The following is a 23,850-nucleotide window of genomic DNA, read 5'->3' as shown; positions in this document are numbered from 1 at the left end:
TCCCTCCATGCCCCATAGTCGCTTAGAGAGCGGCCAGGGCTTGCCGAAACTCTTCCACCGACATCTGGCCCGGGACCGGTTCGGCTTCGGGGACCGGGACGTCGGCCTGTGCCGCCCCGTCCTCCTCCGGCCCTTCGGCGTGGCGGTCCTCGTCGGTCATCGCCCCGGCCTCGTCGGTGCGCGAGGGTGCCGGGACGATCGCCTCCAGTCCCGACCGGTGGGTCGCCGTGGCGGCGTGGGCACCGGGCTTGAGCCACCCATGATCCACCCCCCGGTCCGTCGCCGACCGACTCTCCCGGATCCAAACTGACTCTCTGGCCCCGCGACTGCCCACCCGACTGGCCCGATCGCGTCAACCGCCCGTCCTCCCCCGCCGAGGAAGTCGCGATCCGCCGCTGCCTCCTCCGAGGCCAACCCCTCGGCGATCCCTCCTGGCAATTACGAGCCGCCGCACGCCTCGGCTTTAAGTCAACCTTCCGTCCCATCGGGAGACCTCGCAAAGCCTCTCGCAGTCACTCGTGTCCGCCATCGCCCCCGACGGGTAGCTGTGGCGGGTTCTCTGGCGGCGAGTCACGGTAGGGTCGCGGGCCGCTTCGGCCACCCTCGCGGACCTGACCGAGCAAGGAGTCCTCCTTCCGAGGCAGACCCGATGACCTGTGGTGCCGCGACCAGGTGGCCGGGCGGTCCCCATGAGACGTTCGGGGCCCGCCGAGGCAGTAGTGCTGCTCGACGGACGTAAGGCTGGTCCGGGCACGGTGGTGGGGCCGTCAACCGAGCGCAGGATACGCCTGACCGCGGGACGCGATGTCGGTCTGCGATTGGAGATGGTGGACAGCCTCCCGAAGGATGGAGGCTGGCGTCTCCCCGAAGTCCTTGTGAGGGAGAGGGATCGGGAAGAAGTTATGCCGAAAGCACGGGAGGTCCCTCCTCAACTTCTCTGTCGCGGCGCGGCCCGGTCCGTCATTGTCCATAGCGATCAGGACCTCCTTGTCGAGGGCCATTGCTTGCGATGCTGCTCGTCGGTCATGCTTGAGCCCAACAGGGCCACCCCGACGTAGCCGGCTTCGCCGAGCCTCCAGACGTCGGGCGGGCCCTCCACCAGGAAGACGAACGGGGAGTCCGCCCGAAGCGCCGCCGCATAGTTGTAGAGGTAGGCTCGCTTCGCGAATCCCCTCATGATCCCCCACTTCTGCTGCCCGTATTTGCAGGGCACGCCAGGGTCATGATGCTTCCGGCAGGTCCCGCAGGGCGGCTTGTAGGAGCGGAACGTGTCGCCGATGCAGTGAATTCCCTCCTCGTCGTACAGGGGCACGACGATCCGGTCGCGTTTCGCGGAGTAGCCCACGTCGAAGGAGTCGAGGATCTTTCGGCTGAAGCCTCGCTCGAGGAAGTGGCGGGCAGGGAAGGTGAGGCGGTCCCGGACCCGGTCGCGGGTCAGGCGGAGTGCGGGCTTGGGGTCAACATCGATGGTCATGGGTGGCTCTGCTGGTTGGATAGGATCGTGACGACCGCCGACTTCTTGGGCTGCCGGCTCACCCGGATGAGGCCGGCCCCCTCCAGGGCGGAGAGGGCGGCGTACTTGGACTTGCGGGACACCCCGAGCCTGGCGACCAGAGGGTTGGTTACCTTGACCGACTCGGCGTCGCCCCGCCGACCCGACTCGAATCGGATGGCCAGGGCGACCGCCAGGGGGGCCTTGCCGGGCAGCCTGGCCGCGGCCGACAGCCAGTCCAGCGGGATCGGCCCCTTCAGGAACTGGCCCGGCACGCGAGGTCGCTGAGGACGGGTAGGCGGAGGTTGGGCACCATCGAGGTCGGGAGTGCCGGTCAGCCTTAGCCGGGAGAGATTGGCTGGGCTGAGGAGATCACCTGGGTGTAGACTCATGGTTGTGGATCCGGATCAGTGGGAGGGCAGGGGAAACTCCCTCCCCTTCGTCGAAGGAGAGACAAAAGAGGGGACGTATGGGCACCGGAGGGGTCCAGATCATGTCCCCTCCCCGGACATGGCACATGTCCTCGTTTCGGCCATTATCCCGCACACCTCCTCCCAGAACCGGGTCCCTCGCTCGTCCATGTACCGGTGCGGGTATCGGACGACCCTGGCATCGGATCTCAGCGGGAACCCGCCCAGCACAATCCTGGCGGCCTCGGCCATCGTCTCCTGGCCGGCGGCCACCACCTCATCGATCTGGTCCGCAGGCCCTTCGATCAGGACGGCGTCGTGGATCGGGGCGCAGACCAGGATGCCTCGTTCCATCAGCAGGCAGCACGCCAGCCTCAGGATCTCCGCCCCGTTGGCCTGGAGTGGGAAGTTCCGGATCGTGCCGGCCCTGGTGTGCTCGCGAACGTTCAGACGCCACCCGAAGATGGATTGCATCAACCCGCTGGAGCGGGCCTCACGCTCCGTGGCCCTCGACCAGTCCCAGTACCGCCGGTAGACCGTCTTGTGGCTGTCGATCAGTTCGCGGGCCTGGCCCTCTGTGCCGCCGATGAGCAGGGCGAGCGCCCTCGCCCCCATCCCATACTGGATCCCCAGGGCACACAACTTGAACCGCTCGCGTTGCTCGCTGTGGGTCTCCCCGGTTGCCCCGCTCGGGACCGCCCCGGCTTGCCCCGCAAACCCAAGGTAGGGGTCGCCGCTTGCGTACGCCGCCATCATCGCGGCGTCGCCAGAGAGGGCCGCCGCGATCCCGAACTCCTGCTGGGCGTAGTCGATGTGGGCGAGGGCCTGACCGGGCTCGGGGATGATGAGGCTCCGGACCCATGCGGGCCCCCCGAAGATGAACCGGCTCGTGCTGGGCTGGTTGCGGCCCGTCTTGGAGGCGAAGGGACGCAGCGGCGTGCGGTTCCGGCCATCCCGGCCGACGGCAAGACGATCGACCCGTAACTTGTTGAGGGTCTTGCGTAGCTCCCACATGGGAGCCACCTCCGGGTGGGCGACGGCCATCGCCCTGAAATTGTCGTCGAGGGCCAACCCGCCCGACTCGTGTGCGGGCCATGCGATGCCCCGGCTCCGCACCCACGCCTCCCAGCGGGCCTCCCTGAAGGTCGGCCCAGCGAAGACGCCGTAGTCCCGGTCCACCCGCTCGATCAAGGAGGCCCGCAGGACGGGCCAGCGTGCCCTCAGGCGGGCCAGGAGGGGGTGGTGGACCGGGATGCCGGCCCTCTCCATGCGGGCCACCGCGGCCGTGTACCGGCCCCGCAGGAGATCCTGCTGGCGAAATGTCAGGCCGGGACGGCCGCGGTGATCAGCCGGACGAAGGCGCACGTCCTGGTCGCTTCTCGAGGTGCCTCCGCGAGCCAGTCGACGACGCGCAAGATGTCGATCGCGGCCGCCGTCGCCAGGTGCTGGAGGTGCGTCTTCGCCCGACCCGCGTAGCGCGATCGCCGCAGCCCGGCGACCCGGACCGCTTGCGAGATCGTCCCTTCAATCCCCGCGCGGTGGGCGTAGTCGGCCCGGTACTCCTCCGTCTCCTCCCGCGCGCGGGCCGCCCTCAGCGCCTCGAACGGCTCGCGGGCCCGGATCGTCAGCGACCGCCTCGCCGCCCCCGTGCACCGCTCTCGGGCGGGGCAGGGCTTGCAGTCCTTCCTCGAGAACTTGATGTGCACGACCTCGGTGTGGTCCCGCTCCACGGCCGGCGTCCACCCCGAGCTGACGCGCCCCTCCGGGCAGGTGGCCCGGCTGCCCTCCCAGTCGATGGCGAAGTCCGACGCCGTGAAGCCGCCGCCGGCCAGGGCCTGCCAGCCGTAGTCCGGCCGCGTCGGCCCGATCAGCTCCACGCCGTGGTCGCGGCGGCTGCTGACCAGCAGCTCGGCGTCGATGTAGCCGGTGTCCGCTAGGTGCTTGCCCGGCAGCGAATCCTTCCGGCCCAGCTGCTCGTAGATCCCGGCCAGGGCATCGCCGTCGGCCGCCGGCGCCGGCGCGGTCGTCACCTGGACGACCAGGTGGGGCGACTCGTCGTCGCACGTCTCGGTCAGGTGGGCCTTGTAGCCCACCCAGATCGTCGACCGCTTCTTGCCGTACCGGGCCTCGGAGTCGTGAGGCGAGTTGATCGACGCGGCGGAGGGCGGGATGCCGTCACCCTCGGCCCGCCAACGCAGCCCGCCGGCCTCGACCAGGAAGTGCTGGACCCAGACCCGGCGCAGCGTCTCGACCGCCGGCGATCGCGCGACCGAGGGCGGGGCGCCGGCGTCGTAGGCCGCCGCCAGCAGGGCGTGGCCGTCCTTGCCGACCTCCCGGGCGAGGGCGCGGCGGCCCTCCTCGGAGTCCGGGAGCCGGGACTCCTCGGCTCGCCGGCCGTAGCGCTCGACCCACTCCGCCCGGGCCTGACGGCGGAGCCACTCTGGGTCCGCCGCTGCCAGGCTGTTCAGGACGTGGCGCATCGTCTCGACGACGCACTCGAGCCGGTCGAGGTTGCGGACGCGGGCCAGGACGTGCGTCGCGTCGGTGCGCTGGCGGCCGCGGGTCTTCAGCCAGCCGCGCCCGCGGCAGAGATCGAGGAGCGCGTCGAGCAGCCGCCCCTCGGCCGAGCCGGCGACGAGCCGCGCCCGGAACTCGCAGAGGACCGAGGCGTCGAAGCCGGGGTCGTCGAGCCCCAGGCCGAGGGCGTACTTCCAGTCGATCCGCCCGCGCACCGCGTCGGCGGCGCGGCGGTCGGACAGCCCCTCGGCGAACTGGAAGACGGTCACGAGGGCCAGCCGCCAGGGGGACTCAGCGGGGCGGCCGCGGCTCGGGTACGGGTCGGCGAAGTCGTCGTCTCGGAAGATCGTGCCCAGCTCATCGCGCAGGGCAATGTAGGTGTTGCCACCGGGGAAGGCGGCGTGCGCGACGCGGGCGGCCTCCTCGGGCACCGATCCGATCGGCCGTGGGTGAAGCGACATGTGCGGGCTCCGTCCGGGTGGGATTCCCCTGGGACGTAGCGTAAGCCCCACCCGCTGGTCGATCTCGGATTCGCCAGCAGGATCCCAGAGCGGGCCCGGTCCAGGTCGATGGCCGGCAGAATGCGGTGCAGGAGCGCCTCCAGGGAAGCCGGGTCGTGGTCGGGGCCCCCAACCCCATGGGACTCCAGGGCCCTGCCGAGGGAACAGTCGCCGAGCTGGTCGAGGCCCGAGAGCCGGCAGCGGAACTCCGCCTCGAGGTCGAGGACGTTGGCGGGCAGGTCCCACCCCAGCGAAAGGAAGCAGCCGAGGGTGGCGGGTGCGTCGTAGGCCACCAGCAATGCTTCCTCGTCGATGGGGGCAAAGGGCAGCGCCGTCCGACGGAGCCGCCCCCCATCTAGTTGCAGGATGAGGCCGCTGTGTGCCTCACGTGCCCACAAGGAAGTCGGGACCGGGTTCTCGCCCGGGGGGCGGTCGTATTCGAAGGCGGTGACCCAGATCGTCCCAAATAAATTAATAATGTTCGTGCCTACGTTCAACAAACCCGGGGGGAGGTTCTCAGGACTTACAAGGCCCCGGGCCAGCCCCGGCTTCGCCGGGGCGGCCCTGAGCACTGCCGGACTACAGGCTTAAGCAAGGTTGTGCTCGGCCATCGACCCGAGGTTCGACAGGACCACGAGGAGGTCCTCGCGAGACTCCCAGGCGCTCCTGTCACCGGCACTCACCTCCTGAGACCGGAGGTAACGGGTCAGCACCGGAAGGGCGATGTGCAGTTCACCGTCGAGCCAGGTCACACTGAGCTCTTCATCCGGGCCGTCCTCAACGGCGATCCCGGACGCAATCGCCTCCGCCCACGCCCGATAGAACCACACGCTCGAGTGATGGGACTGCGGCTCGTTCGATCGAATAGCCTCGATCAGCGCTTTCAAGGGTGTGCAGGCCATCGGGGTGTCACCCAAATGGACAATCGGGGCTGACGATCCATCGGCCTCACGGCGTGTCGGAGTCGGCTGCTGCACCTCCGACACCCCCAGCTCGGAGAGGATGACGCTCCTCATCGTGCGGAGGGTGTCCCCCACGTCACGCCCCCGGCTCGAGTGGAGCGCCTCGGCAATTTGGCGGGTGACCTTCGAGAAGATGCGGGCCAGGAGGGGGATCGACCGGAATCCGCCCAGCTTGGCACTCCCGTGACGGTCCCCGACCGAGACCCAGACGCGGATCATCTCGAAGGCATCATGGTCGCGTCTCACAGCGGGAGGGATCGGGAGCTCGAGGGGCGGCTTGCGCTTGCCGGCCACTCCCGAGGGGGGCGGCGCGACGATCCGCGGGTAGGCCGACGCATCGGCAATCTCCGAATCCAGGTCGGGGATGAGAGCCCGACCGACCGCCACGATGGACAGCCCCGGATCACCGGGCGCGATCCCGTTTGCAAGTTCGCGCAGGTGATCGGCGATGAGGGTGGCCCATCCTGTCGGCTCGTTGACGCCAAAGTGCTCCTCCCAGACGCCGGCCCTCACGCTGCAATGAGGGCCGTCCTCGTTGAACCAAACACGAAGCATCTCAACGGAGGAACGATCGCGCAGGGCGGAAGCCGGGATGGTCAGGTGGGTATCGTGTCGATGCGATGACATCATTCTGTCTCCTGGAACGTGTCGGCAAGTCGGGATGCCGGCCATGCCGGCAGGGATTCAAGATCGTCCGGTCGGCGCGCACCTTCCTCGTGCCGCACGCGACCGGTGTGCGACCGGGTCATCCTTGACCCGACTCCGGTGAGGGAACACCCGCACCTGAAGCTGCTGGTTGTGAGGGGCCACGTCACCGAACTCGGATGCTCAGGGGCTCATAGCGGTGGGCGAGCTCATGGCCTCATGGGGACTGGTGCTGTGCAGCACTCATCGGAAGGGGAACGGCTTGTCGTCTTCGCATCCCGTTTCGGAGGGACAGTAGGCCACACGAGTGATGTGGTCCGGATGCCCAACGGGAAACTCGGTCATCAGTTCCTCGTAGTCCGACTCGTACGGGAGGAGGCCCTCCACGTGGAGGGACTCCCAGTCGCCGGATCGCCAGAGGGACCGCACGCGGTCGTGCTCGCGGATGCGCTCCGAGAAGTAATCCTTGATCAGGACATGCCCGACGGCCCGGAGCGTCTCCGCGTCGGTCCGGGCCTTGATCCCGGGCTGCGAGCCGTCCAGGAGCCTCCTGCCGATGGCGTCCGCGACCTCGCCCAGCATGGGGACCTCGCGGTACACGTCCTTCTGGTCCGAACTCCCCTGGCAGCCGAGCGGGTAGAGCATCCAGACCCTGGCTGCATGGAGGCCGTCGAGGTGCTCCCCGGCCTTGACGAGGAGGTCCTTGATGCAGGAGTCTCGGGTCGTGTCGCTCACGGTGGTGGGTTCGTAACCCATTGAACTTCTCCTTGTGAATGTCATGGTGGTTTGGTGCTGGCTGGAAGGATGGCAAATCATGACAGCATGAATTTGCCGTGGCGGGTGAGCCGGCGACACCCGCCTCCTGGTTTCGAGTTGACCGGGACACGTCCCGTCGGGACGAAGGTGAGGGCCCAAGGTGGAGCCCGGGCCGACCAGCAGTGTGGCATGATCCACCCGTTAGGGAAAATCGATATCAATGAATGCGATCTCGACGCCGACCCGCCTCCCCTCCTTGATGACCTCGAAGATCGGGTAGCGGACGTCACCGAAGCCGGTCCAGACGGTCGTCATCGCAGCGTCTCCGAGGTCGTCGTCGAAGAGGAGGAGCTGGCCCCCGTCGACCCAGACGTCGTCGAGCAGGTCGCCTGGTTCGCCATCCGGCTCCGAGGCCAGTCGCACGCGGGCCGTGTAGCGGGCTCGGTCCAGGAGGAGGGTCTGGATTGTGATCGCGTAGTCGCCGGGCATCAGGTCGATCAGAGCCATCCCGTCATCCGAGCATTCGCAGGGGTCGGCGATTGACAGGAGCCCGCTCGGCAGATGGAGTTGCCCGAAGTAGGACCAGTCGTTCCCGACTCCGGAGCCGGACGGAGAAGCGGTAGCAGCGAGTCCACGCAACGACGGCTGGTCGAGGGGCCATCCGCAGATGCAGCAGTAATCCTCGAGGGATGCCGGATCGGGGTGTTCGTAGTGGGTAAACTGACTCATTGTCGTGGAGCCTTTCGTCTCTTGAGGGTTAGCATGGAAGTTCCGGGGTGCTGGACCGGCTACCGGGCGGGCGATACCGTGCTCGATGCGAGCAGAGGCTCTCGAGGCCCAGATCGACATCAAAGTGTCGATCCCACTCCAGCAGTGACGTCGCGAGGATTTGTCGGTCCTCCGCGTTACTGGGCATCACGGTCCTGTTGTTGTTCATCGCAGTCGCTCCTGTATCCTTGGTGGCGTTGTCATCGACTTCGCTCCCTGTACCTCGGCTCCGTGTCATACTTGATGGGATGACCCTTCCCGAATCTCTCTCTTGGTGCTGGTGCTCAACGAGAACGATCAGTATCCACCTCGATCCTCTTAATCAGTAGTTTCCCCGAATCACTCCACCCCATCTCCGGCGGTGCGTAGCGTCTCCCCGCTACCCGCACCGTGAGGTGGCTCGGTCGGCCCCGGATTTCCCGCCTCGAACGCCCGTCGGCGTCGGATCGCTACCCGCCGACCCCGCCGACCCCGCCGCACGACCGCCTCGAACCGTCCTCCCGCCCTTCTCCCAGCCATTCCGACAGGAGCCGCCGGATTTCCGGGCCGTGCCGTCGCAGCAGTCGTTCGACATCGAGCACGCTCGGCCGGTCCTTCTTGCGGTTCCACGGCGGCCGGAACCACCAGCCCACCTCGCCGGCCGCCTCCAGCCGGAACTGGGCCAGCCGCAGCAGGCTCATCGTCACCCACTGGGCCTGGCTCGTCCGCTCGATCGGCTTCCTCGTCCAGGCCCGGCACTGCTCCCATCCCAACCGCTGCTTTAGGTCTCGAAATCCGTCCTCCTGCCGGAAGCGGGCGGCGAACAACTCGACCATCTGAAGCCCGGTCAACTCCACGGCCGAGGTGACCAGGGCGAACCGCTTCTTGTACCCCTCGACGCAGGCGACGACCGCCTTGATGGGCACCCCATGGCCGGCCACCCGCCACCGGCCGACGACCTCCTTCCAGCGGACCCGCCGCCGCCGGCCGTAGACCAGGGCGTGCCCCTCGTGCCACGGCCCGGACCACCGGCCGCCCCGGCGGGGCGGCTCCAGCTTCTTGCCCCACTTCGGCATCGGCCCCCGCTGCCCCTCGCGGCGTCCGGTCGGCGGCGGGGCGTGCAGCCGGGCGTCGTGCCGCAGCCGGGTCAGGAACTCGATGCGGGGCGAGTCGCCCTCGGGCGTGACCAGCGGCCGGATCACGCTCTTCAGGGCGTAGCCGCCGTCGAAGACGGCCAGGTGCCGCCCGCCGGTGATCCGGGCCTGCTCCCGGATCAGTTCCACGGCCAGTTCGCACTTCGTGCGGAAGCCCACCTTCGGCCCGACGAACCCCGACCGGGCCGGCAGTTGCGACTTGCGGAAGTAGAGCCGTCCCGAGACCGGCAGGAACCAGGCGGGCCGACCGGGCTCATCGAGCAAGGCCCCGAGCACGACCCAGTTATGGGCCCGGACGGTGGCGGCCCGGTTGGGGCAGCGGGCGGTGTACTCGTGGAACGTGCAGGTTCCCCAGACGTGCTTGCCCGAGCGGTGGACCTTGGTGTCATCGACCGCCGGGGCGTGATAGCCGTGCCAGGTGCGGCCGGGGGCCTGCTCGACGAGCCGGGTCAGGCTGCGGGTGACGGCCCCGGCATCCCAGGCCCCGTACTCGGCGAAGCGTTCCATCGCCCGCCAGTCGGCCGGCCGGTCGAGGGCCAGGACCGACTGCGTGACGGTATGCTCCTCGACGTTGAGGGCCAGGCCGGTGACCCACTCGACGAAGCGGCGGTGTCCGGGCCGGTTGAAGGCCCAGGCGAAGCGGGCGAGCAGTGCTTGCCAGATCGACCAGAGCAGCGTAGCGTCGGTCATCGGGGCATCTCCTGGTGCGGGACCGGATGAGGTGGTGATCAACCCATCAAGGTCCGATCGGGAGATGCCCCGCTCAAGATGCAACAGGAGGCCGGTAGGAGTGCAGGTTTTCGGGGAAACTACTGCTTAATAGGACGCGTCCTTTTCGAAGGCCCTCGAAGCACAAATTACGAGTTCTCAACTCGCAGGCAAACGACGCCGTCATGCGGTTGGTTGGTACCGGGCGGGCTCACGTCGCGTGGCCGCCCATCCGATGAGTGGCCACCGATCCACTACGGGTGTCTCGGCACACCATGTTGGTCGGTCACTCGTAGGAGTTGATCCGGTGTGAGTCGTGCTGGAACGACATGATTTCGGACCCAGGTACCGCACGGGACGACCGCTCGGCATGGTTCCCGTGCGGTCTGTAGCTTCTCCGCCGGTGGCCCTGCCCTGTGGGTCTGCGTACTCTCCCTGCAGGTCTTCGTCCCAACTGCTACCTGCCCGTGAACTCACTGAAGGCGCTACTGTCGAAGTGGAAATCCAGGAGGTCGACTTCGACACCAACTACCGACCGTCCCGAGACAACCTCCCTGACCGGGTAGTATCCGTCCCCGAACACCGTCGCGAAGTTGCAACGCATCGAGTTCGTCCCATCTTCCCCGAGGAATGCGATCCCCCCGGTCCCCACGTGGAATTCGACGACCAGATCCCCCGTGAAGCACTCGTCCCCCACCTCACGGGCGACCCGCACTTTCGTGATGACCCGTCCCTCATCGGTGTCGCACTCCGTTAGAAGCCCTGACAAAACCGGGTGAATCACATCACATCCTGGTGGAGGATACGGAAGCAGATGACACAGGCCGCCAGGGTCGTCCAGGCGTCCTGGATCACCCCCAGCCGGTCGTACCGCACCCGCATCCGCCGCAGGCCCTTGATCCAGCCGATCGTCCGCTCCACCACCCAGCGGACCTTGCCCAGCCCGCTGCCGTGCGGTGTCCGACGCTTGGCGATGTGCGGCTCGATGCCCATCCAACGCAGTAACGCCCTCGTCCCCTCGCTGTCGTAGCCCCGGTCGGCATACAGGTCATCCGGCAACTGCTTCGGCCTGCCCGGTTTGCCGGCGACGCTCGGGAAGTCGAGCACCAGCGGGATGATCTGGCGGTGGTCGCTCTCGTTGGCCCCGGCGGTGCGGATCGCCAGCGGCACTCCGGTGCGACTGACCATCACCGTGTGCTTCGTGCCCTTCCTGCTGCGGTCGACGGGGCTCGGGCCGGTCGCCTCGCCGCCGCCGGAGGCCCGCACCGTCACGCCGTCGACGACCACCGTGTCGGTCTCCAGCTTGCCAGCCTTGCGGAGCAGCCTCAGCAGGTCGGCATGGAGGCGGTCCCAGATGCCGGCCTCCTCCCAGGCCCGCAGCCGGCGATGGGCGGTGCGACCTGAGCAGCCGAGTTCCTGCGGGACATCCTCCCAGCGATTGCCGGTGGCCAGGACGAACCAGATGACACGCAGGGCGACCCGGTGCCCGATCGGCGGACGCCCGCCGTAGGGGCCGATGGCCGGTTCCGGCGGCAGGTGGTGGGCAACCAGATCGAAGAACTCGTCCGGCATGTGGGCGCTCGCCATGGTGGTGTCTCCTTCGGTTCGGAGGAAAACAGCACCAGGGCGCAAACTCCATGCCACACGGTTTTGTCAGGGCTTCTTACGGAGACGGAGTAGGTCCCTGCCCGAAGTTCGATCTCCGAGCGGTTGTAGGCGTTGTTCTCGATTTGGTCCCCGATAAACAGCCGTCCTTCCTGGAGGACGATCTCTCCGACCTTGATCCAGGTGGTTTCTCCCAACTTGTGGCGAGTCTCCTCCGTCCACGAGTCCTCGGACGGGAACAGGTCGAAGTAGTTGGTCAAGGAAGTGTCGCGGATCTGGTGACGCGGTCTCACGGTGTGACTCTCCGGTTCCGATGTCGCCGGGGCGGCGCCTCTTCCGTGGGAATAGCTCTGGCCGATCTCCGTTGACCTGCCGTCCTCCCACTTCCCGAATAGGATGCCGGCCTCGAACCACTGCGAAGTTCGTACGCCCATTTGGAGGTGGCCGTCATCTTGCGACTCTGGAAGACTGCCGTGGTGGCGGGCAGGGCTGAGGTGTCTCTTCGCCAGACCTGGCGTGGCGACGCTGTCGTGGCCGGGGACACGCAGCACCATGCCCTAGTGGTCGGCCACTGACGACTTGAGGGATGGGCTGCAATCGGTTCTCCTGGAGCCCTAACCGCTTCAGGAGCATCGACATGAAGAAGTACATCGTGACGCTCACCGCCGACGAACGCCAGGCCCTCCTCGATCTCATCTCCGCCGGCAAGGCCTCCGCTCTGAAACTGGCCCATGCCCGCATCCTCCTCAAGGCTGATGCCGCCGAGGGCGGGCCCGCCTGGCCCGACGACCGCATCGCCGAGGCCGTCGAGGTCTCTGTCGCCACCATCGAGCGGGTCCGCCAGCGGTTCGTCGAGCAGGGCCTGGAGGCCGCCCTGGTCCGCAAGACGCAGGCCCGTCCCAGCCGCCAGCGGGCCCTCGACGGCCGGGCCGAGGCGAAGTTGATCGCCCTGGCCTGCTCGGAGCCCCCCGACGGCCGCAAGGCCTGGACGATGCGATTGCTGGCCGACAAGCTCGTCGAGTTGGAGATCGTCCCCTCGATCTCCGACGAGACGGTGCGCCGCTCTTTGAAAAAAGCGAACTGAGGCCGCATCTGAAGCAGCAGTGGTGCATCCCGCCGGAGGCGAACGCCGAGTTCGTGGCGGCGATGGAGGACGTGCTGGAGGTCTACCACCGGCCCTACGACGAGACGCGACCGCTGGTCTGCCTCGACGAGGCGAGCAAGCAACTGATCGGCGAGACGGTCGTGCCGATCCCGGCAGCGCCAGGGCGGCTCGAGCGGTTCGATCACGAATACGTCCGCAACGGGACGGCCAACCTGTTCATGGTGACGATGCCGCTGCTGGGGTGGCGTGCGGTCCACGTCACCGAGCGTCGGACGGCGTTGGACTTCGCCGAGGTGGTGCGTTGGCTGGTGGAGGAGGTGCACGAGGAGGCGGAGAAGGTCGTGCTGGTGATGGACAACCTGAACACGCACAAGATCGCCTCGCTGTACGAGGCGTTCCCGCCGGAGCGGGCCCGTCGGATCGCCGGGAAGTTGGAGATCCACCACACGCCGAAGCACGGGAGTTGGCTGAACATGGCGGAGATCGAGCTGTCGGTGCTGGCGAGGCAGTGCCTGGACCGGCGGATCGGGTCGAGCGAGGAACTGAAGCGGGAGGTCGCGGCGTGGGAGGAGGACCGCAACGAGCGGATGGTGGGCATTCGGTGGCAGTTCACCACGGCGGATGCCCGGATCAAACTGCACCGACTATACCCGGCAACTCAATAGCGGACGACCACTAGCCGTCGTTGTGCGGCCGCGAACCGATGCTGCCCTGTGCCCCTTGGCAGGCCTTCATGAACCGGTCCGTCGTGTTCGGGCTCATCGTAGCAACCGCGTCGCCGAGCTCGCTGAGGCTGAGGATCCCTTGCCGGTATTGAGCCATCCTTCGGCCTCATGCTCCCGGGCGGCCGGGCAGCACGGCCGAGGTGGAGACGTTGTCTATTGCCACGGGGGTGTCCTGCAATCCGGTGGCTGTTGCCAGGTGTTCTCCCTGCCCCTCCCCCGACGCCTCGTGGGATGAACCCTCTAGTCTTACAGCTCGACAGCCGGCCTACCGAAGCACTCCGGCATCAATCGCGTCTTCGGCCCTGACCGCAGTCACGAAGGTGGTAGAGGTCCGCGAAGAGGCATGGTTCGCGTACGGTCGTCTTGACGGTCCTCCCCTGACCACCCGTCGGTTGATCCAAGGTCCCTGGACATGCGATCTCGTGCAGGTTGACCGTACGCCACGCGGCCCGAAGGCCCCGCGGCCGTTAGAAAGTGGGGACATCCGGCGACTCCAGGACACGTCTGTATCGCCACCACCACTCGCGATGGTCGCCGCCCACCAGAAAGCCCATGGCGTTGTGCGGGAATAGATCGAGGGACGCCTCCTGTATGGTCTCCTGCGATAAGCGGTTCACCGTTGTGGCTTGCGATGGGCTTGGCCCGAGCCGTAGACGTAACCGGCTGCAGAGGCGACCTTGGCGATGAGGAGCAGGCACTCCAGGTAGCCCATCCCCGCGTCCATGTCCCGCCGCAGGCGATCCATGAAGCCGGGGTAGGGATTGGCGAAGGCGAATCTCGTCGACTTTTCCAGATCGAGGTCGACGCCGAAGTAGCGAGACCGCCTTTCCCCCGACGTCTCGACAACCTCCCCGTTCGTCAGCCCCCAGGTCAGGGACAACCACGAACCGTCCGGACTCAAAGCGTAGCCGGTGACGATGCTTGTGCGGCCGTGTGATGTGTACCAAAGCTTGGCGACGTTATTATGGGCCCTGTGACGTTCCATCGGTCGATGTCGGACCGGGTAGTCGTCGTAGGTTCGACCGTGATCGAGGATCTCGTCCAGGTGGGGATCGCACGAGGGGAACACCACTCGCTCCCCGCCAAGGGAGAGAAGGAGTTGCTCCAGTTGTTCCTTCCGAGGGTGCTCCAGTTGTTGCCAGGCGGGCATCCTGCGGGTCTTGGTGGGAGTTGCGTGGGGAGTCTGCATCATCGTCCTCATTGCGTATTGGGGTGGATTGGGGGCAAGGAGTTGTTGTGTTGTCTCAGTTGTCCTCCGGATGTTGTTCTCCTCCCAGCTCGCCCATGAGTCGTTCGCCCACGGCCGCGAGGATCATCTCCTGGGACCGCCTGATCCAACTCGCCCTCTTGACCGAGCAGCCCCACAACCTCGCGAAGATTGGCAGGAAGATTTCGTCGCACCCGAAGTGCCCGCCGCTGTCCCGGAGGGGCTTCCTGAGGAACCGGGGCGGGTTGGACAGCGTGAAGAACAGGGCCTTGCCGAAGTCGAGGGCGAATCCGAAGCACAGCTCTCGCCGGCAGGTCGTCTCGATGATCTCCTCACCGGAGCGTGCCCAAGAGTGCTTCCGCCACATCCCGTCCACTGACAGGGCGTACCCCGTGATGATCGTCATGCGGGCCATCGAGTCGCACCAGAGCGACGCCGCGTTGCAGTGGCACTCCGAGGGCTCCATCTTGCGGAGCCTCGCACCACTGCCGTCCGTCGCGTAGCCAGCCTCGACGAGATCGAGCAGGAACTCGTGGTCCCCGGCATCGACGCGGTCGCCACCGAGGTCGAGCAGCTTGAGCCGCAAAGCGATCTGGTCGGGCGACTCGCCCGAGTGGTCCTGGCCCCGGCAGCACGGGCAGAGGTGCCCGTCATCCCCTTGGTTCCCCTCCAGTTGGATGGAGCCCGCGTTCATCCGACCCTCGGAGTAGTTGGTCATGGTCATCTCCTCGTCCCCTGTACGGTCGCCTTGTCCTGGTCAGGGAGCCGTCCTCGACCGTGCCTCCAGCCCCCCTCTGGTAATCGGGCTGCCCCGAGGCGTCTCGTCGGGCGGCCTCCCTTCTCAATAGGACACCGACCCGGAACGGGCGTCCGCGTGCGGATCGAATCCGCGGTCATCTCGGCGAGGTCCTTGAATCCGGCCGGCACGCCCCACTGCATGAAGGTCACGCCCTGCCCCCCAACCTTCGTCCAGAAGCGTTCGCCGGCCCGTTGGCCGCCGGCGTCGTTGTCGAAGGCCACCAGGATGGTCTTGCCGAGCCCGACCAACGTCTGAATCTGTAGGTCGGTGGCCTCGGAGCCCAGCAGTGCGACGCCGACCAGGCCGGCCTCCGCGAGGCGGAGGACGTCCGGTGCCCCCTCGACGAGGATGACGGAGTGGCAGGGGGTCGCCCGTGCACGTGCGAGGTTGAAGAGGTAGTTGAATTTCGAGAACCCCTGCATCCCCATCCAACGCGGCTCCCCCCGCCCGCACGGCTGCTGCGGATCGTGGTGGAGTCCGCACGCCCCGCAGGTCGGCTTAGGGGCCATCCAGGATCAAGTTCCAGTTTTCTGGTAGGATGACATGGACTCCGACGAGACCACAGGGAAGGCGCGTCCATGCCCCAGCGTGACGTCCATCCGTGCCAGTGCCCCTCCTGTACCGGCCCCGAGCCACATCCCGATCAGGAGATCCATCGCCGGATGAACCTCCTGATGAGCCGGCTCGACGAGCAGCAACGCCGCTGGTACGCCGCCGTCGAATCCTCCAAGGTCGGCCACGGCGGCGGTCGCCTCCTGTCCCGGATCACCGGCCTGGACGTCGATACCATCCGCCGGGGCCGACGGGAACTGGCCGACTCGCTGCAGGGCCGGCCCGGCGATCGGGTCCGCTTGCCCGGTGGCGGACGGCCTGCCGTCGAAAAAAAAGCCCCGAGGTCGTCCCGGCCCTGACCGCCGTCGTCGAGCCGACGACCGGCGGCGACCCGATGGGTCCGACCGAGTTCGTCCGCCGCAGCCTCCCGGCCATCGGGGCCGACCTGGAGCGGCTCGGGCACGACCTCAGCCCCACCACCATCGCCCGGCTGCTGCGGGATCAGGACTGCTCGTTGCGGGTCAACCGAAAGCGGTTCACCGGGCCGGATCACCCCGACCGGGACCGGCAGTCCCGCAACATCGACGAGCGGATCGCCATCTTCGAGGGCCTGGGGCAGCCGATCATCGGCGTCGATAGCAAGAAGAAGGAACTGGTCGGCAACTTCAAGAACGCCGGGGCCGCCTGGCTCCGAGAGCCCGAGGAGGTCAATGTCTATGACTTCCTCAGCGATGCCGAGTGCCGGGCGACCCCCTACGGCATCTGCGACGTGCTCTCGGGCCGGGGGCACGTCTGCGTCGGCACCTCGGCGGATACGCCGGCCTTCGCCGTCGAGGCGATCGGCTCGTGGTGGGCACGCCACGGCTCGGAGCGATACCGGGGGGCCGACGAGCTGCTGATCCTGGCCGACGGCGGCGGCAGCAACGGCCATCGCCCCCGGCTCTGGAAGGCCCGGCTGCAGGAGCGGATCGCCGACCGCTACGGGCTCCACGTGACGGTCTGCCACTACCCGACCGGGGCGTCGAAGTGGAACCCGGTGGAGCATCGGCTCTTCGGGCCGGTGAGCATCAATTGGGCCGGGCAGCCGTTGCGAAGCCTGGAGGCGATGCTCGGCTGGGCCCGTGGGACGGAGGTCGGCGGGGCGGGAGTGACGGCGAGCCTGGACCGGGCGGAATATCCGACGAAGGTGAAGGTGCCCGCCGCCGTGATGGAGCGGCTGGACCGGGAGCGGCATGAGGTCTGCCCGGACTGGAACGACACCATCAGCCCACGGCAGCCGCAAGTGCTGCATTGATATGGGCCAAGAGGAACTCGGAACTTATTCTTGGATGGCTCCTTACTGGACCGGGCCACGAAGGACACGCAGGTCTCGCCCGTCGCGTCATACAGCGGGTTCACCTCCCGGCCCGTCTTCGGAGAGTGGCCGACATCGAAATGGTCGAGGACATCCCTGGTGAAGCCTCGCCGCTGGAAGTACGGAGACAGTATGATTAGGCGTTCGCGGACCTCCCGACGACTCAGGGCCAGCGTCCGCGTCTGCTGTCGTGGGGCAGGAAGCTCCCCGTACTTCCCGGGCGGCAAATCGCCCACGAAGGCGACAAGGAAGTCGATCGCCTCCCCGATCCGGACCTTGTGGCCATGCCGGGCGGACAATGCACCCCGGACGAGGCCGAGCAGGGATGGCTTGAAGTCCTCGTGGCACTGGTGGCTGTAGCACGTCCAGCGGATGGAGATGTCATGGCCGTGCAGGATGAACTGCATGTTCCGGTCGTCTCCGTTGTGGACCGGGCAGGGCAGGCGGACCACCCCCCCGGCCGTTCGCGACGACCATCGCCGGCCACACCCGAGTTCATCGAGGAGTTCGTCCAGGCGGTCCTGACGGAGGATCCTCCTGGAGAGGTCGTTGTTGAGGGCGTTGAAGTCGGTGGTCTTCTGGCTTTGTGTGATCATCATGGATTGCTTCGCATAAGACGGGAGTTGGGTGTGGGGGGCGGTCTCACGGCCCCGACCGCGGCCGCACCGGGCTGGGCGTGTCTGCGTCGTTGGCCTTGACCGGAGTTGTCCGAACTGGCCACATTCCCGCCTTACCACGACGCCCTGATCGAGGACGAGGACCGGGAGAAGGCGACAGTGTCCCGGTCTCAACCAGCCTGAGTGGATCTTTGTATGCTATACCGGAGACGACCCCTATCCTTTGCACGACATTCCTCACCCCGCCCTGCAGAGGCCAACCGGCTTCCCGCCCCGTTGCAGCCGATCGACGCGTCCCCTCTGGGAGTCCACGACGACCTCGACGGGCACGCACAAGAGCCGCGACATCTCTTCCTCGTTGAGGAGCCCCAGGGAGTCCATCGCATGCACGATGCCAGCGAGGTCCTCCGGCGTCATCTGGAGGACCATCCTCGTGATGGCGTCGCGAACGAGGGCGGCCAGTCTCCCCCCTCCGTAGCGTCGCAAGTAGCTCCGCGACACACCGATCCTCCGGGCCGTCTCCTCCAGGGACAGTTCGGCAGTGATGTGCAGCCTCACGTACTCCTGGGCCTCGCGATCCAGTTGCTGGACCGCGTCCTCGTAGATTCGCCACATCCACGACACGAACGCGTACTCGCCGGGGTTGGCCCGATCGAGTGCCCGCCTCCAGTCGGCATACTGTGCGACCGATCGACGCCGCTAACGGCTCTCCTGGTCTCGGAGTCGGTCCTCGAATCGCCGTCTCAAACACGATCGGAAGTAGGTCAGGAAGCGGGCCTCAGCCGATGCCCCCTCGCGTCCCTTTCTCAGGTCGAAGCAGCGGAAGCACCGCCCCAGGACATCGATCACGGTGGACTCGACCTCGTCGGCGTCGATGTCGTCCCTGAAGTCCTGCTCCCGGATTCGGCAGGCTAGTGGGCCGTCAATCTTCAATTGACGGGTAAAGCTTCCGCAGCTTCCGGCGAGCGGCGGCCAGTGTGAAGGTCCAGTGGATTCGGGCTCTCCTCACGTTCCGCCGGTGTTCCCAGGCCGCCACCTCCGCCGCCAGCTTGGCCGGACCCTCCAGCCGGCGATCCAGGCATTGCTGGTTCATGACGCTGATCTCCGTCTCGGCCATGTTCAGCCAACTGCCGTGCTTGGGTGTGTAGTGGAACTCGATCCGGTCCAGGAGCCGACGTGCCACCTCCGGCGAGAACGCCTCGTAGGGGCTCGCCCCGTCGTGCGTATTCAAGTTGTCCTGCACCAGCAGGACCTTCTCCGCTCGGGGGTAGTGCACCTCCACCAGGTCCCGGATGCAGCCGGCGTAGTCCCGCCGGGTCCGGCGTCCGGTCACCTTGACATGACGCCAGCCCCGCAGCGGCTCGCACATCATCAACTGGTGGCAGACGCCCTCCCGCTCGTACTCGTAGTCCACCTGAGCCGGTCGGCCCGAGCGGCACCGCCTGGGTGGCCGCACCTCGCCGAAGAGTTGCTTGCACGCCTCGTCGAAGCAGGCGACCGGGAACCTCGGGTCGTAGGGCCGCAGGTGGACCTGGATCACGTCCTCCATCCGCCAGACGTACTCGGCGTCGGCCTCGGGCGGGATGCACCGGGTCTCGACGATCCAGGGCTTGATGTCGTTCTTTTGAGAGCCTGGCGGACGGTCTCGGTGCTGATCGACTCGGCCAGGCCCAGGACGACCAGTTCGTCGGCCAGCAGTTGCGGCGTCCAGTGGCATCGGCCCTGCGGCGGATCGCTGCACGCCAGTCGGACCAACCGCTGCTCGATGTCCCCCTTGATCTTGATCTTGTCCGGTCGTGGCGGCTGGGGACCCCGACTGATGGCCGCCTGAACGCCGTCGATGACGAACCGCTGACGGACCCGGGCGATGGTTCGTAGGCTGACCCCAAGTGCGTCGGCGATCCGCTCATCCGAGTGCTCTTGGCCGGCTCTGGTATCGGCCAGGAGGAGGATACGGGCATGGGCCAGCTTGCGGGCGGCAGCCTTGCCGGTGGAGACCAGGTGCTGCAACTCAGCCCGCTCCTCCTCGGTCAGGGTGACCCGGTACTTGTCCATCGCGATGCTCCTGGTTCATGAGGTTCGTGCCTTCGCCAAACCTCATCAAGACAGGACCCTACGCTACCGGTCAAATGAAGATTGACGGCCCACTAGGCCCAGGGCACGCCGCGGGTTGGCTGACGAGCCGGGACAGCGGTTGGCGTGTTACCAATCGGTGTAGGTCGCGTCTCGCGGCCCGTGTGTGTCCGATTCGCAGTCCTCGCGGTGCGTCTTCATCGTCTCTCTCTTTGGTGTGCAGCGATGCGTTCGGCGTCTCTTCCGACCGGGCCGTGCCCCGACGGAACGGTGATGGGCCGGATGTGGCGGCCCTGGGCCGCGTCTTGTCGGGACAGATGTGCCGGGGATGACGCGGCCCCGAGACCGGCGGCATCCCCGAATTCGTTCGTTTCCAGGTGCCCACGACGACGCCGAGGGGACCATCGGGCATCGGCGGACGACGATCGCAGGCGTCACTCCGCACCGTCACTCTCGCGAGGTGGCCAGGGAAGGGCTCCAATCACACGGTCCCCTCCCTGCCCCCCTGTCCACCGCGATCGGCGTGCAGGGCGGTCAAGTAGTCGTGGTGCACACCTGCAGGCCCAACTCCGACGCGATCCTCTCCACCTCACTCTCGACGTCGTCGGCCCGGACCTCTCGGCCGCGGAGCCCGGCGGCTTGCATCCACGCGGTCCGGATCACCTAGTGTCCCGAGTCGGAAGTCCGTTTACAAACCCGCTTGATGCGGTTGAGGATCAGGTCGGCGTCTGCGGCCCACACGAACGGCTTGGGGTCCGCGTTGTGGTCTCCAGGTACCCTCGGATCGCCGCCTCCAACGCCGCCACGCTGCGGAACACGCCGCGTCGGATCCGCGTCTCGGTGATCTCCGCGAAGAACCGCCCGACCGGGTTCAGCCAAGAGCTGCGGGTCGGAGTGAAGTGCGGGTGGTACTCAGGGGGCCGCAGGAACCATCGCTCCACCGCCGGCGTCTCGTGGGTCGCGTAGTGGTCCAGCACCAGGTGGACCTCCACGCCCGGCTCGCGCGGGACGCGGGCGTGGACCTCGTCCAGGAACCGCAGGAACCCCTTCGCGCGGTGCCTCCGGTGGCACCGACCGATCACCTCGCCGGTAGCCACGTTCGGGGCCGCGAACAGCGATGTGGTCCCGTTGCGGACGTAGTCGTGGGTAGGCCGCCCGGCCTGCCCCGGCGTCATCGGCAGCAGCGGCTGGGTCCGGCCCAGGGCCTGGACCTGGCTCTTCTCGTCGACGCACAGGGCGATCGCCCGCTCCGGCGGGCTCATGTACAGCCCGACGACGTCGCGGACCTTCGCGACGAAGAACGGGTCGGTCGAGAGCTTGGAGGTCTCGCGGAGGTGCGGCTTCAGCCCGAACGAGCGCCAGATCCGCCCGACGGCCGTCTGGGACATGCCGGCGGCCTCGGCCATGCCGCGGGTACTCCAGTGCGTGGCCGACTCGGGCTTGGTCTCCAGCGTCCCGGTGACGACCCGCTCGACGTCGGCGTCGGCGATCGTGCGCGGCGCGCCGGGGCGGGGCTCGTCGGCCAGCCCCTCCAGGCGTCGCTCGACGAACCGCCGCCGCCGGGTGCCAACGGTGGCCGAGCAGACGCGGGGCCTGGCGGCGACCGCCTCGTTCTCCAGCCCCTCGGCGCAGGCCGGGACGATGCGGGCGCGGGTGGCGCGCCGCAGGGTGCTCTCGGGGCGGCTCGCCCAGGTCGTCAACGTCTGCCGCTCGTCGTCGCTCAGGACCAGCTCGGCCAGCGGTCGCGCCATGTTGGGGTCTCCTTTGGGGAGACTCTACCGGGCGAACGGCGAGGGCGCAAGGTTATTCAACGGATTTCCGACTCAGGACACTAGCTCGTTTGAGCATCTGGAGTTTGATCTCCCGCCGCGGCCTCTTCAATTCTTCGTATCCCCTGGGCCCTTTCCTGACCATGCGGGGCTCGAACCGGTCGGGCCGGTCGGCGACCCGGTGCACGGCGATCGCCCGGAGCAGCGGCTCGTACAGCGCCGCCAGGTACCCCGCGCCGAGCTCGGCCCGGCAGGCGATCAGCGGCCGGAACGCCTCCAGCACCTGGAGCGTGGCCTTGAAGCTGATCGACCGCGGCGTCACATCCGCGCCGGCTGCGGCCTGGGCCATCACCGTCCGGATCAGGTTGTAGGCGAGCACGTGGGCCCAGATCTCCTTGCGGACCAGCTTCGGCGACTTGCACCGCAGCCGGTCCATCTGCAGCGTGACCTTGATCGACCTCAGATCGAGCTCGCTGTACCAGCCACAATGCCTCCTTTGTCACACCTTGTATCGGCCTCTCCCAGACCTCCGCGGCCGGGGAGAGGCCGATGGGCTCGGGATCCGGTCTCATCTCGGGGTCGTCAACTCCTTCGGGTACGTCTCGTCCGTCCAGGTCCGCCGATAGGCGCGGAGCCGGCGGAGCCGGTCGAGCTCCGCGGCATCCGCCCACAGGAGCACGCGCGGCTCCCGCTGGTTCGCCGACCCGTCGTGGCGGGACGCCTCCGACCTGCCCGCCGGGCGGATGGATCTGATCACGGCCATCGCCCACGAGATCGGCCACACATTGGACCTCGCCTCCTCCCGGGCGACCTGCTCCGCGACGTCGCCCACGCCCGGCGGAGTCGCCCCACATGACCACGCGACCGGGTCAGCCCACGAGGGACACCGGAGGAGCACCACCGAACGGCCTGGCGGGGGTGCGCCTTCCGGGGCAGAAAGCGCAGGCGATTGAGGCGACCGAAGGCCTCGGCAGTTGCATGGGCATCGGGCCGCCGCATCGGGCTGCTCAACGGCCCAGGATCGGCGGCGGCCGGTCGCCGCGCGGCCGGAGCGTCACGTGTCGTTCCGGGCCATTGAACGTCGCGTTGAAGTACTGCAGGAAGCCGAGGTGACCCCACGACGCCTCGTCCGCCCGACCCCGGTCGAAAGCCACCTTGGCCGACCACCGCAGTGGACGACCCTTGATGGCCACCTCCACCTCCACCGTCCCGTACTCCAGGACCCGATGGCGACCGCCGGCGTCGACCAGGTTCCCGACGTCGTCGCCCCGCCGAGCCGCCTCGACCGCCTCGTACACCTCGAACGGCAGCACGCACTCGACGGCACCGGTGTCGAGGATGCCCCACAGGTCCAGCTCGCCGGGCAGGCCGCGGACCCGGACCAGCACGGCGGGGCGGTAGATGACCGGGGAGGGGTCCGCCGGGGTCGGCTGGGCCTCGAAAGGCTGGTAGCCGAAGCGCATCAGCGGGTCGGGCGCGCGGGCTCGGTTGGGGGGGCCGAGCCGAGACGCTCGAAGGAGACGCGTTCGGAGGTCGCCTCTCCGGCCCGGCGACGGGCCTCGTCGAGGGTGGTGCCCGAGGCGACGATGCGTCGCCCGTCGGCCGACCAGGCGATCCAGCGGCCGGCCAGCTCGCGCGGGACGGGGGCCGGGGCCCGGGAGCCGGCGGGGCATCCGGGTCGCCGGGCGTGTCGGCCACCGGGCGTCGGAGATGATCACCGAGGCTGCGGAGGGCCTCGAGGATGAGGTTCATGGTCCTGATGCCTCGCCAGGGCTTCGGATCGACGAGCGTCCCACTATCATCTCCATCCTGGCGTCGAGTCTCCCGGCGGGGCAGGGCCGACGGCCGATCGCCGGGCAGGGCGAGGCCGATCTCATCACCCTGATCGCTCCGAGCTGGTCGGGCTGCTTGCGAGAAGTGGCAGGGACGTCGGTGGCCGGCGACCGCACCTCCGATCGCGCTGGCGGTGCGTCTCCTCGGGCTGGAAGCGAGCCGCCCGGGCGCCCCGTTGACGGGGACCTGGGCGGTTCTCCTTGCGCCGTCAGCGGTTTTGTCATCGTGCAGACAGATTCAGCACTCCTTGATTCCAGGGCAAAATGAATCGGAGTTGATAAAATCGGCTGATGCGACAGCCCCGATTTCCCTGGGTTTTC

At 67.7% G+C, this 23,850-nt stretch carries 23 protein-coding genes and 1 pseudogene; 3 read left to right on the top strand and 21 right to left on the bottom strand.

The window, feature by feature from the left end; translation table 11 throughout:
- Window positions 1-22: 22 nt before the first annotated feature.
- The 11 genes from ElP_RS40290 to ElP_RS35035 all read right to left on the bottom strand — a co-directional run bounded on the left by ElP_RS40290 (window position 23) and on the right by ElP_RS35035 (window position 11,478).
- Window positions 23-268, bottom strand: coding sequence for a hypothetical protein (locus ElP_RS40290; RefSeq protein ID WP_231749918.1), 246 nt, complete (start codon window positions 266-268; stop codon window positions 23-25).
- A 708-nt stretch (window positions 269-976) separates the two neighbouring features.
- Complete coding sequence (locus ElP_RS35080) at window positions 977-1,474, bottom strand: toprim domain-containing protein (RefSeq protein ID WP_145279442.1); 498 nt, start codon at window positions 1,472-1,474, stop codon at window positions 977-979.
- Window positions 1,471-1,767 carry a hypothetical protein gene (locus ElP_RS35075; protein WP_145279440.1) on the bottom strand — a complete coding sequence of 99 codons (297 nt, stop codon included), beginning with the start codon at window positions 1,765-1,767 and terminating at the stop codon, window positions 1,471-1,473. Before ElP_RS35075 ends, ElP_RS35080 begins: the two co-directional genes overlap by 4 nt.
- A gap of 216 nt (window positions 1,768-1,983) precedes the next feature.
- Complete coding sequence (locus tag ElP_RS35070; protein WP_145279439.1) at window positions 1,984-3,267, bottom strand: DNA polymerase; 1,284 nt, start codon at window positions 3,265-3,267, stop codon at window positions 1,984-1,986.
- Entirely contained in the window at window positions 3,225-4,880 is a 1,656-nt protein-coding gene (locus ElP_RS35065; RefSeq protein ID WP_145269764.1) for an IS1182 family transposase, read from the bottom strand. Before ElP_RS35065 ends, ElP_RS35070 begins: the two co-directional genes overlap by 43 nt.
- A 626-nt stretch (window positions 4,881-5,506) precedes the next feature.
- Window positions 5,507-6,511, bottom strand: coding sequence for a DUF5076 domain-containing protein (locus tag ElP_RS35060; RefSeq protein WP_197447154.1), 1,005 nt, complete (start codon window positions 6,509-6,511; stop codon window positions 5,507-5,509).
- A 258-nt stretch (window positions 6,512-6,769) separates the two neighbouring features.
- Window positions 6,770-7,282 carry a hypothetical protein gene (locus ElP_RS35055; protein WP_145279434.1) on the bottom strand — a complete coding sequence of 171 codons (513 nt, stop codon included), beginning with the start codon at window positions 7,280-7,282 and terminating at the stop codon, window positions 6,770-6,772.
- A gap of 201 nt (window positions 7,283-7,483) precedes the next feature.
- Entirely contained in the window at window positions 7,484-7,789 is a 306-nt protein-coding gene (locus ElP_RS35050) for a hypothetical protein (RefSeq protein ID WP_145279432.1), read from the bottom strand.
- A gap of 710 nt (window positions 7,790-8,499) precedes the next feature.
- Window positions 8,500-9,873, bottom strand: a complete 1,374-nt coding sequence (locus ElP_RS35045; protein WP_145269655.1) for an IS701 family transposase — start codon at window positions 9,871-9,873, stop codon at window positions 8,500-8,502.
- Between the two features lie 475 nt (window positions 9,874-10,348).
- The gene (locus tag ElP_RS35040) at window positions 10,349-10,675 is read right to left on the bottom strand and encodes a hypothetical protein (protein ID WP_145279430.1); all 327 of its coding nucleotides are present in this window, start codon (window positions 10,673-10,675) and stop codon (window positions 10,349-10,351) included.
- Window positions 10,672-11,478: an IS5 family transposase gene (locus ElP_RS35035; RefSeq protein WP_145269653.1), complete on the bottom strand. Its 807-nt coding sequence runs from the start codon at window positions 11,476-11,478 to the stop codon at window positions 10,672-10,674. The genes ElP_RS35040 and ElP_RS35035 overlap by 4 nt, the downstream gene beginning before the upstream one ends.
- A gap of 655 nt (window positions 11,479-12,133) precedes the next feature.
- Between ElP_RS35035 and ElP_RS35030 the strand changes: the two genes are divergently transcribed.
- A protein-coding gene (locus ElP_RS35030; RefSeq protein ID WP_145268065.1) for an IS630 family transposase occupies window positions 12,134-13,266 on the top strand; the annotation gives its coding sequence in 2 pieces (ribosomal slippage) (window positions 12,134-12,572 and window positions 12,572-13,266; 1,134 coding nt in all).
- Between the two features lie 673 nt (window positions 13,267-13,939).
- Here ElP_RS35030 and ElP_RS35025 read toward each other — a convergent pair.
- From ElP_RS35025 to ElP_RS35015, 3 genes are all read right to left on the bottom strand, one after another.
- Window positions 13,940-14,476, bottom strand: coding sequence for a hypothetical protein (locus ElP_RS35025; RefSeq protein WP_145279428.1), 537 nt, complete (start codon window positions 14,474-14,476; stop codon window positions 13,940-13,942).
- Between the two features lie 94 nt (window positions 14,477-14,570).
- Window positions 14,571-15,251 (bottom strand): hypothetical protein, encoded by a 681-nt coding sequence (locus tag ElP_RS35020; protein ID WP_145279426.1) that lies wholly within the window; start codon window positions 15,249-15,251, stop codon window positions 14,571-14,573.
- Window positions 15,252-15,253: 2 nt separating this feature from the next.
- On the bottom strand, window positions 15,254-15,760 hold the full coding sequence (locus ElP_RS35015) for a toprim domain-containing protein (RefSeq protein WP_197447153.1): 507 nt from the start codon (window positions 15,758-15,760) through the stop codon (window positions 15,254-15,256).
- Window positions 15,761-15,994: 234 nt separating this feature from the next.
- Between ElP_RS35015 and ElP_RS40285 the strand changes: the two genes are divergently transcribed.
- Window positions 15,995-16,243 carry a hypothetical protein gene (locus tag ElP_RS40285; protein ID WP_231749893.1) on the top strand — a complete coding sequence of 83 codons (249 nt, stop codon included), beginning with the start codon at window positions 15,995-15,997 and terminating at the stop codon, window positions 16,241-16,243.
- Window positions 16,240-17,178 carry an ISAzo13 family transposase gene (locus tag ElP_RS35010; protein WP_231749837.1) on the top strand — a complete coding sequence of 313 codons (939 nt, stop codon included), beginning with the start codon at window positions 16,240-16,242 and terminating at the stop codon, window positions 17,176-17,178. The genes ElP_RS40285 and ElP_RS35010 overlap by 4 nt, the downstream gene beginning before the upstream one ends.
- Window positions 17,179-18,092: 914 nt before the next feature.
- Here ElP_RS35010 and ElP_RS35005 read toward each other — a convergent pair.
- From ElP_RS35005 to ElP_RS34975, 7 genes and pseudogenes are all read right to left on the bottom strand, one after another.
- Entirely contained in the window at window positions 18,093-18,479 is a 387-nt protein-coding gene (locus ElP_RS35005) for a helix-turn-helix transcriptional regulator (protein WP_197447152.1), read from the bottom strand.
- Between the two features lie 75 nt (window positions 18,480-18,554).
- Window positions 18,555-18,788 carry a hypothetical protein gene (locus ElP_RS35000; protein WP_145279420.1) on the bottom strand — a complete coding sequence of 78 codons (234 nt, stop codon included), beginning with the start codon at window positions 18,786-18,788 and terminating at the stop codon, window positions 18,555-18,557.
- A protein-coding gene (locus ElP_RS34995; protein ID WP_390834771.1) for an IS630 family transposase occupies window positions 18,778-19,910 on the bottom strand; the annotation gives its coding sequence in 2 pieces (ribosomal slippage) (window positions 18,778-19,481 and window positions 19,481-19,910; 1,134 coding nt in all). The genes ElP_RS35000 and ElP_RS34995 overlap by 11 nt, the downstream gene beginning before the upstream one ends.
- Before the next feature lie 681 nt (window positions 19,911-20,591).
- Window positions 20,592-21,679, bottom strand: a pseudogene (locus tag ElP_RS34990) (IS630 family transposase).
- Window positions 21,680-21,731: 52 nt separating this feature from the next.
- Window positions 21,732-22,133, bottom strand: a complete 402-nt coding sequence (locus tag ElP_RS34985; protein WP_145279417.1) for a hypothetical protein — start codon at window positions 22,131-22,133, stop codon at window positions 21,732-21,734.
- A gap of 132 nt (window positions 22,134-22,265) precedes the next feature.
- Window positions 22,266-22,529, bottom strand: a complete 264-nt coding sequence (locus ElP_RS34980) for a hypothetical protein (protein WP_145279415.1) — start codon at window positions 22,527-22,529, stop codon at window positions 22,266-22,268.
- 175 nt (window positions 22,530-22,704) lie between these two features.
- On the bottom strand, window positions 22,705-23,160 hold the full coding sequence (locus ElP_RS34975; RefSeq protein ID WP_145279413.1) for a hypothetical protein: 456 nt from the start codon (window positions 23,158-23,160) through the stop codon (window positions 22,705-22,707).
- Window positions 23,161-23,850: the final 690 nt, after the last annotated feature.

The organism is Tautonia plasticadhaerens (assembly GCF_007752535.1).
GTDB lineage: Bacteria > Planctomycetota > Planctomycetia > Isosphaerales > Isosphaeraceae > Tautonia > Tautonia plasticadhaerens.
The sequence above is the reverse complement of the archived record's forward strand: the minus strand, read 5'-3'. Positions and strand labels throughout refer to the sequence as shown.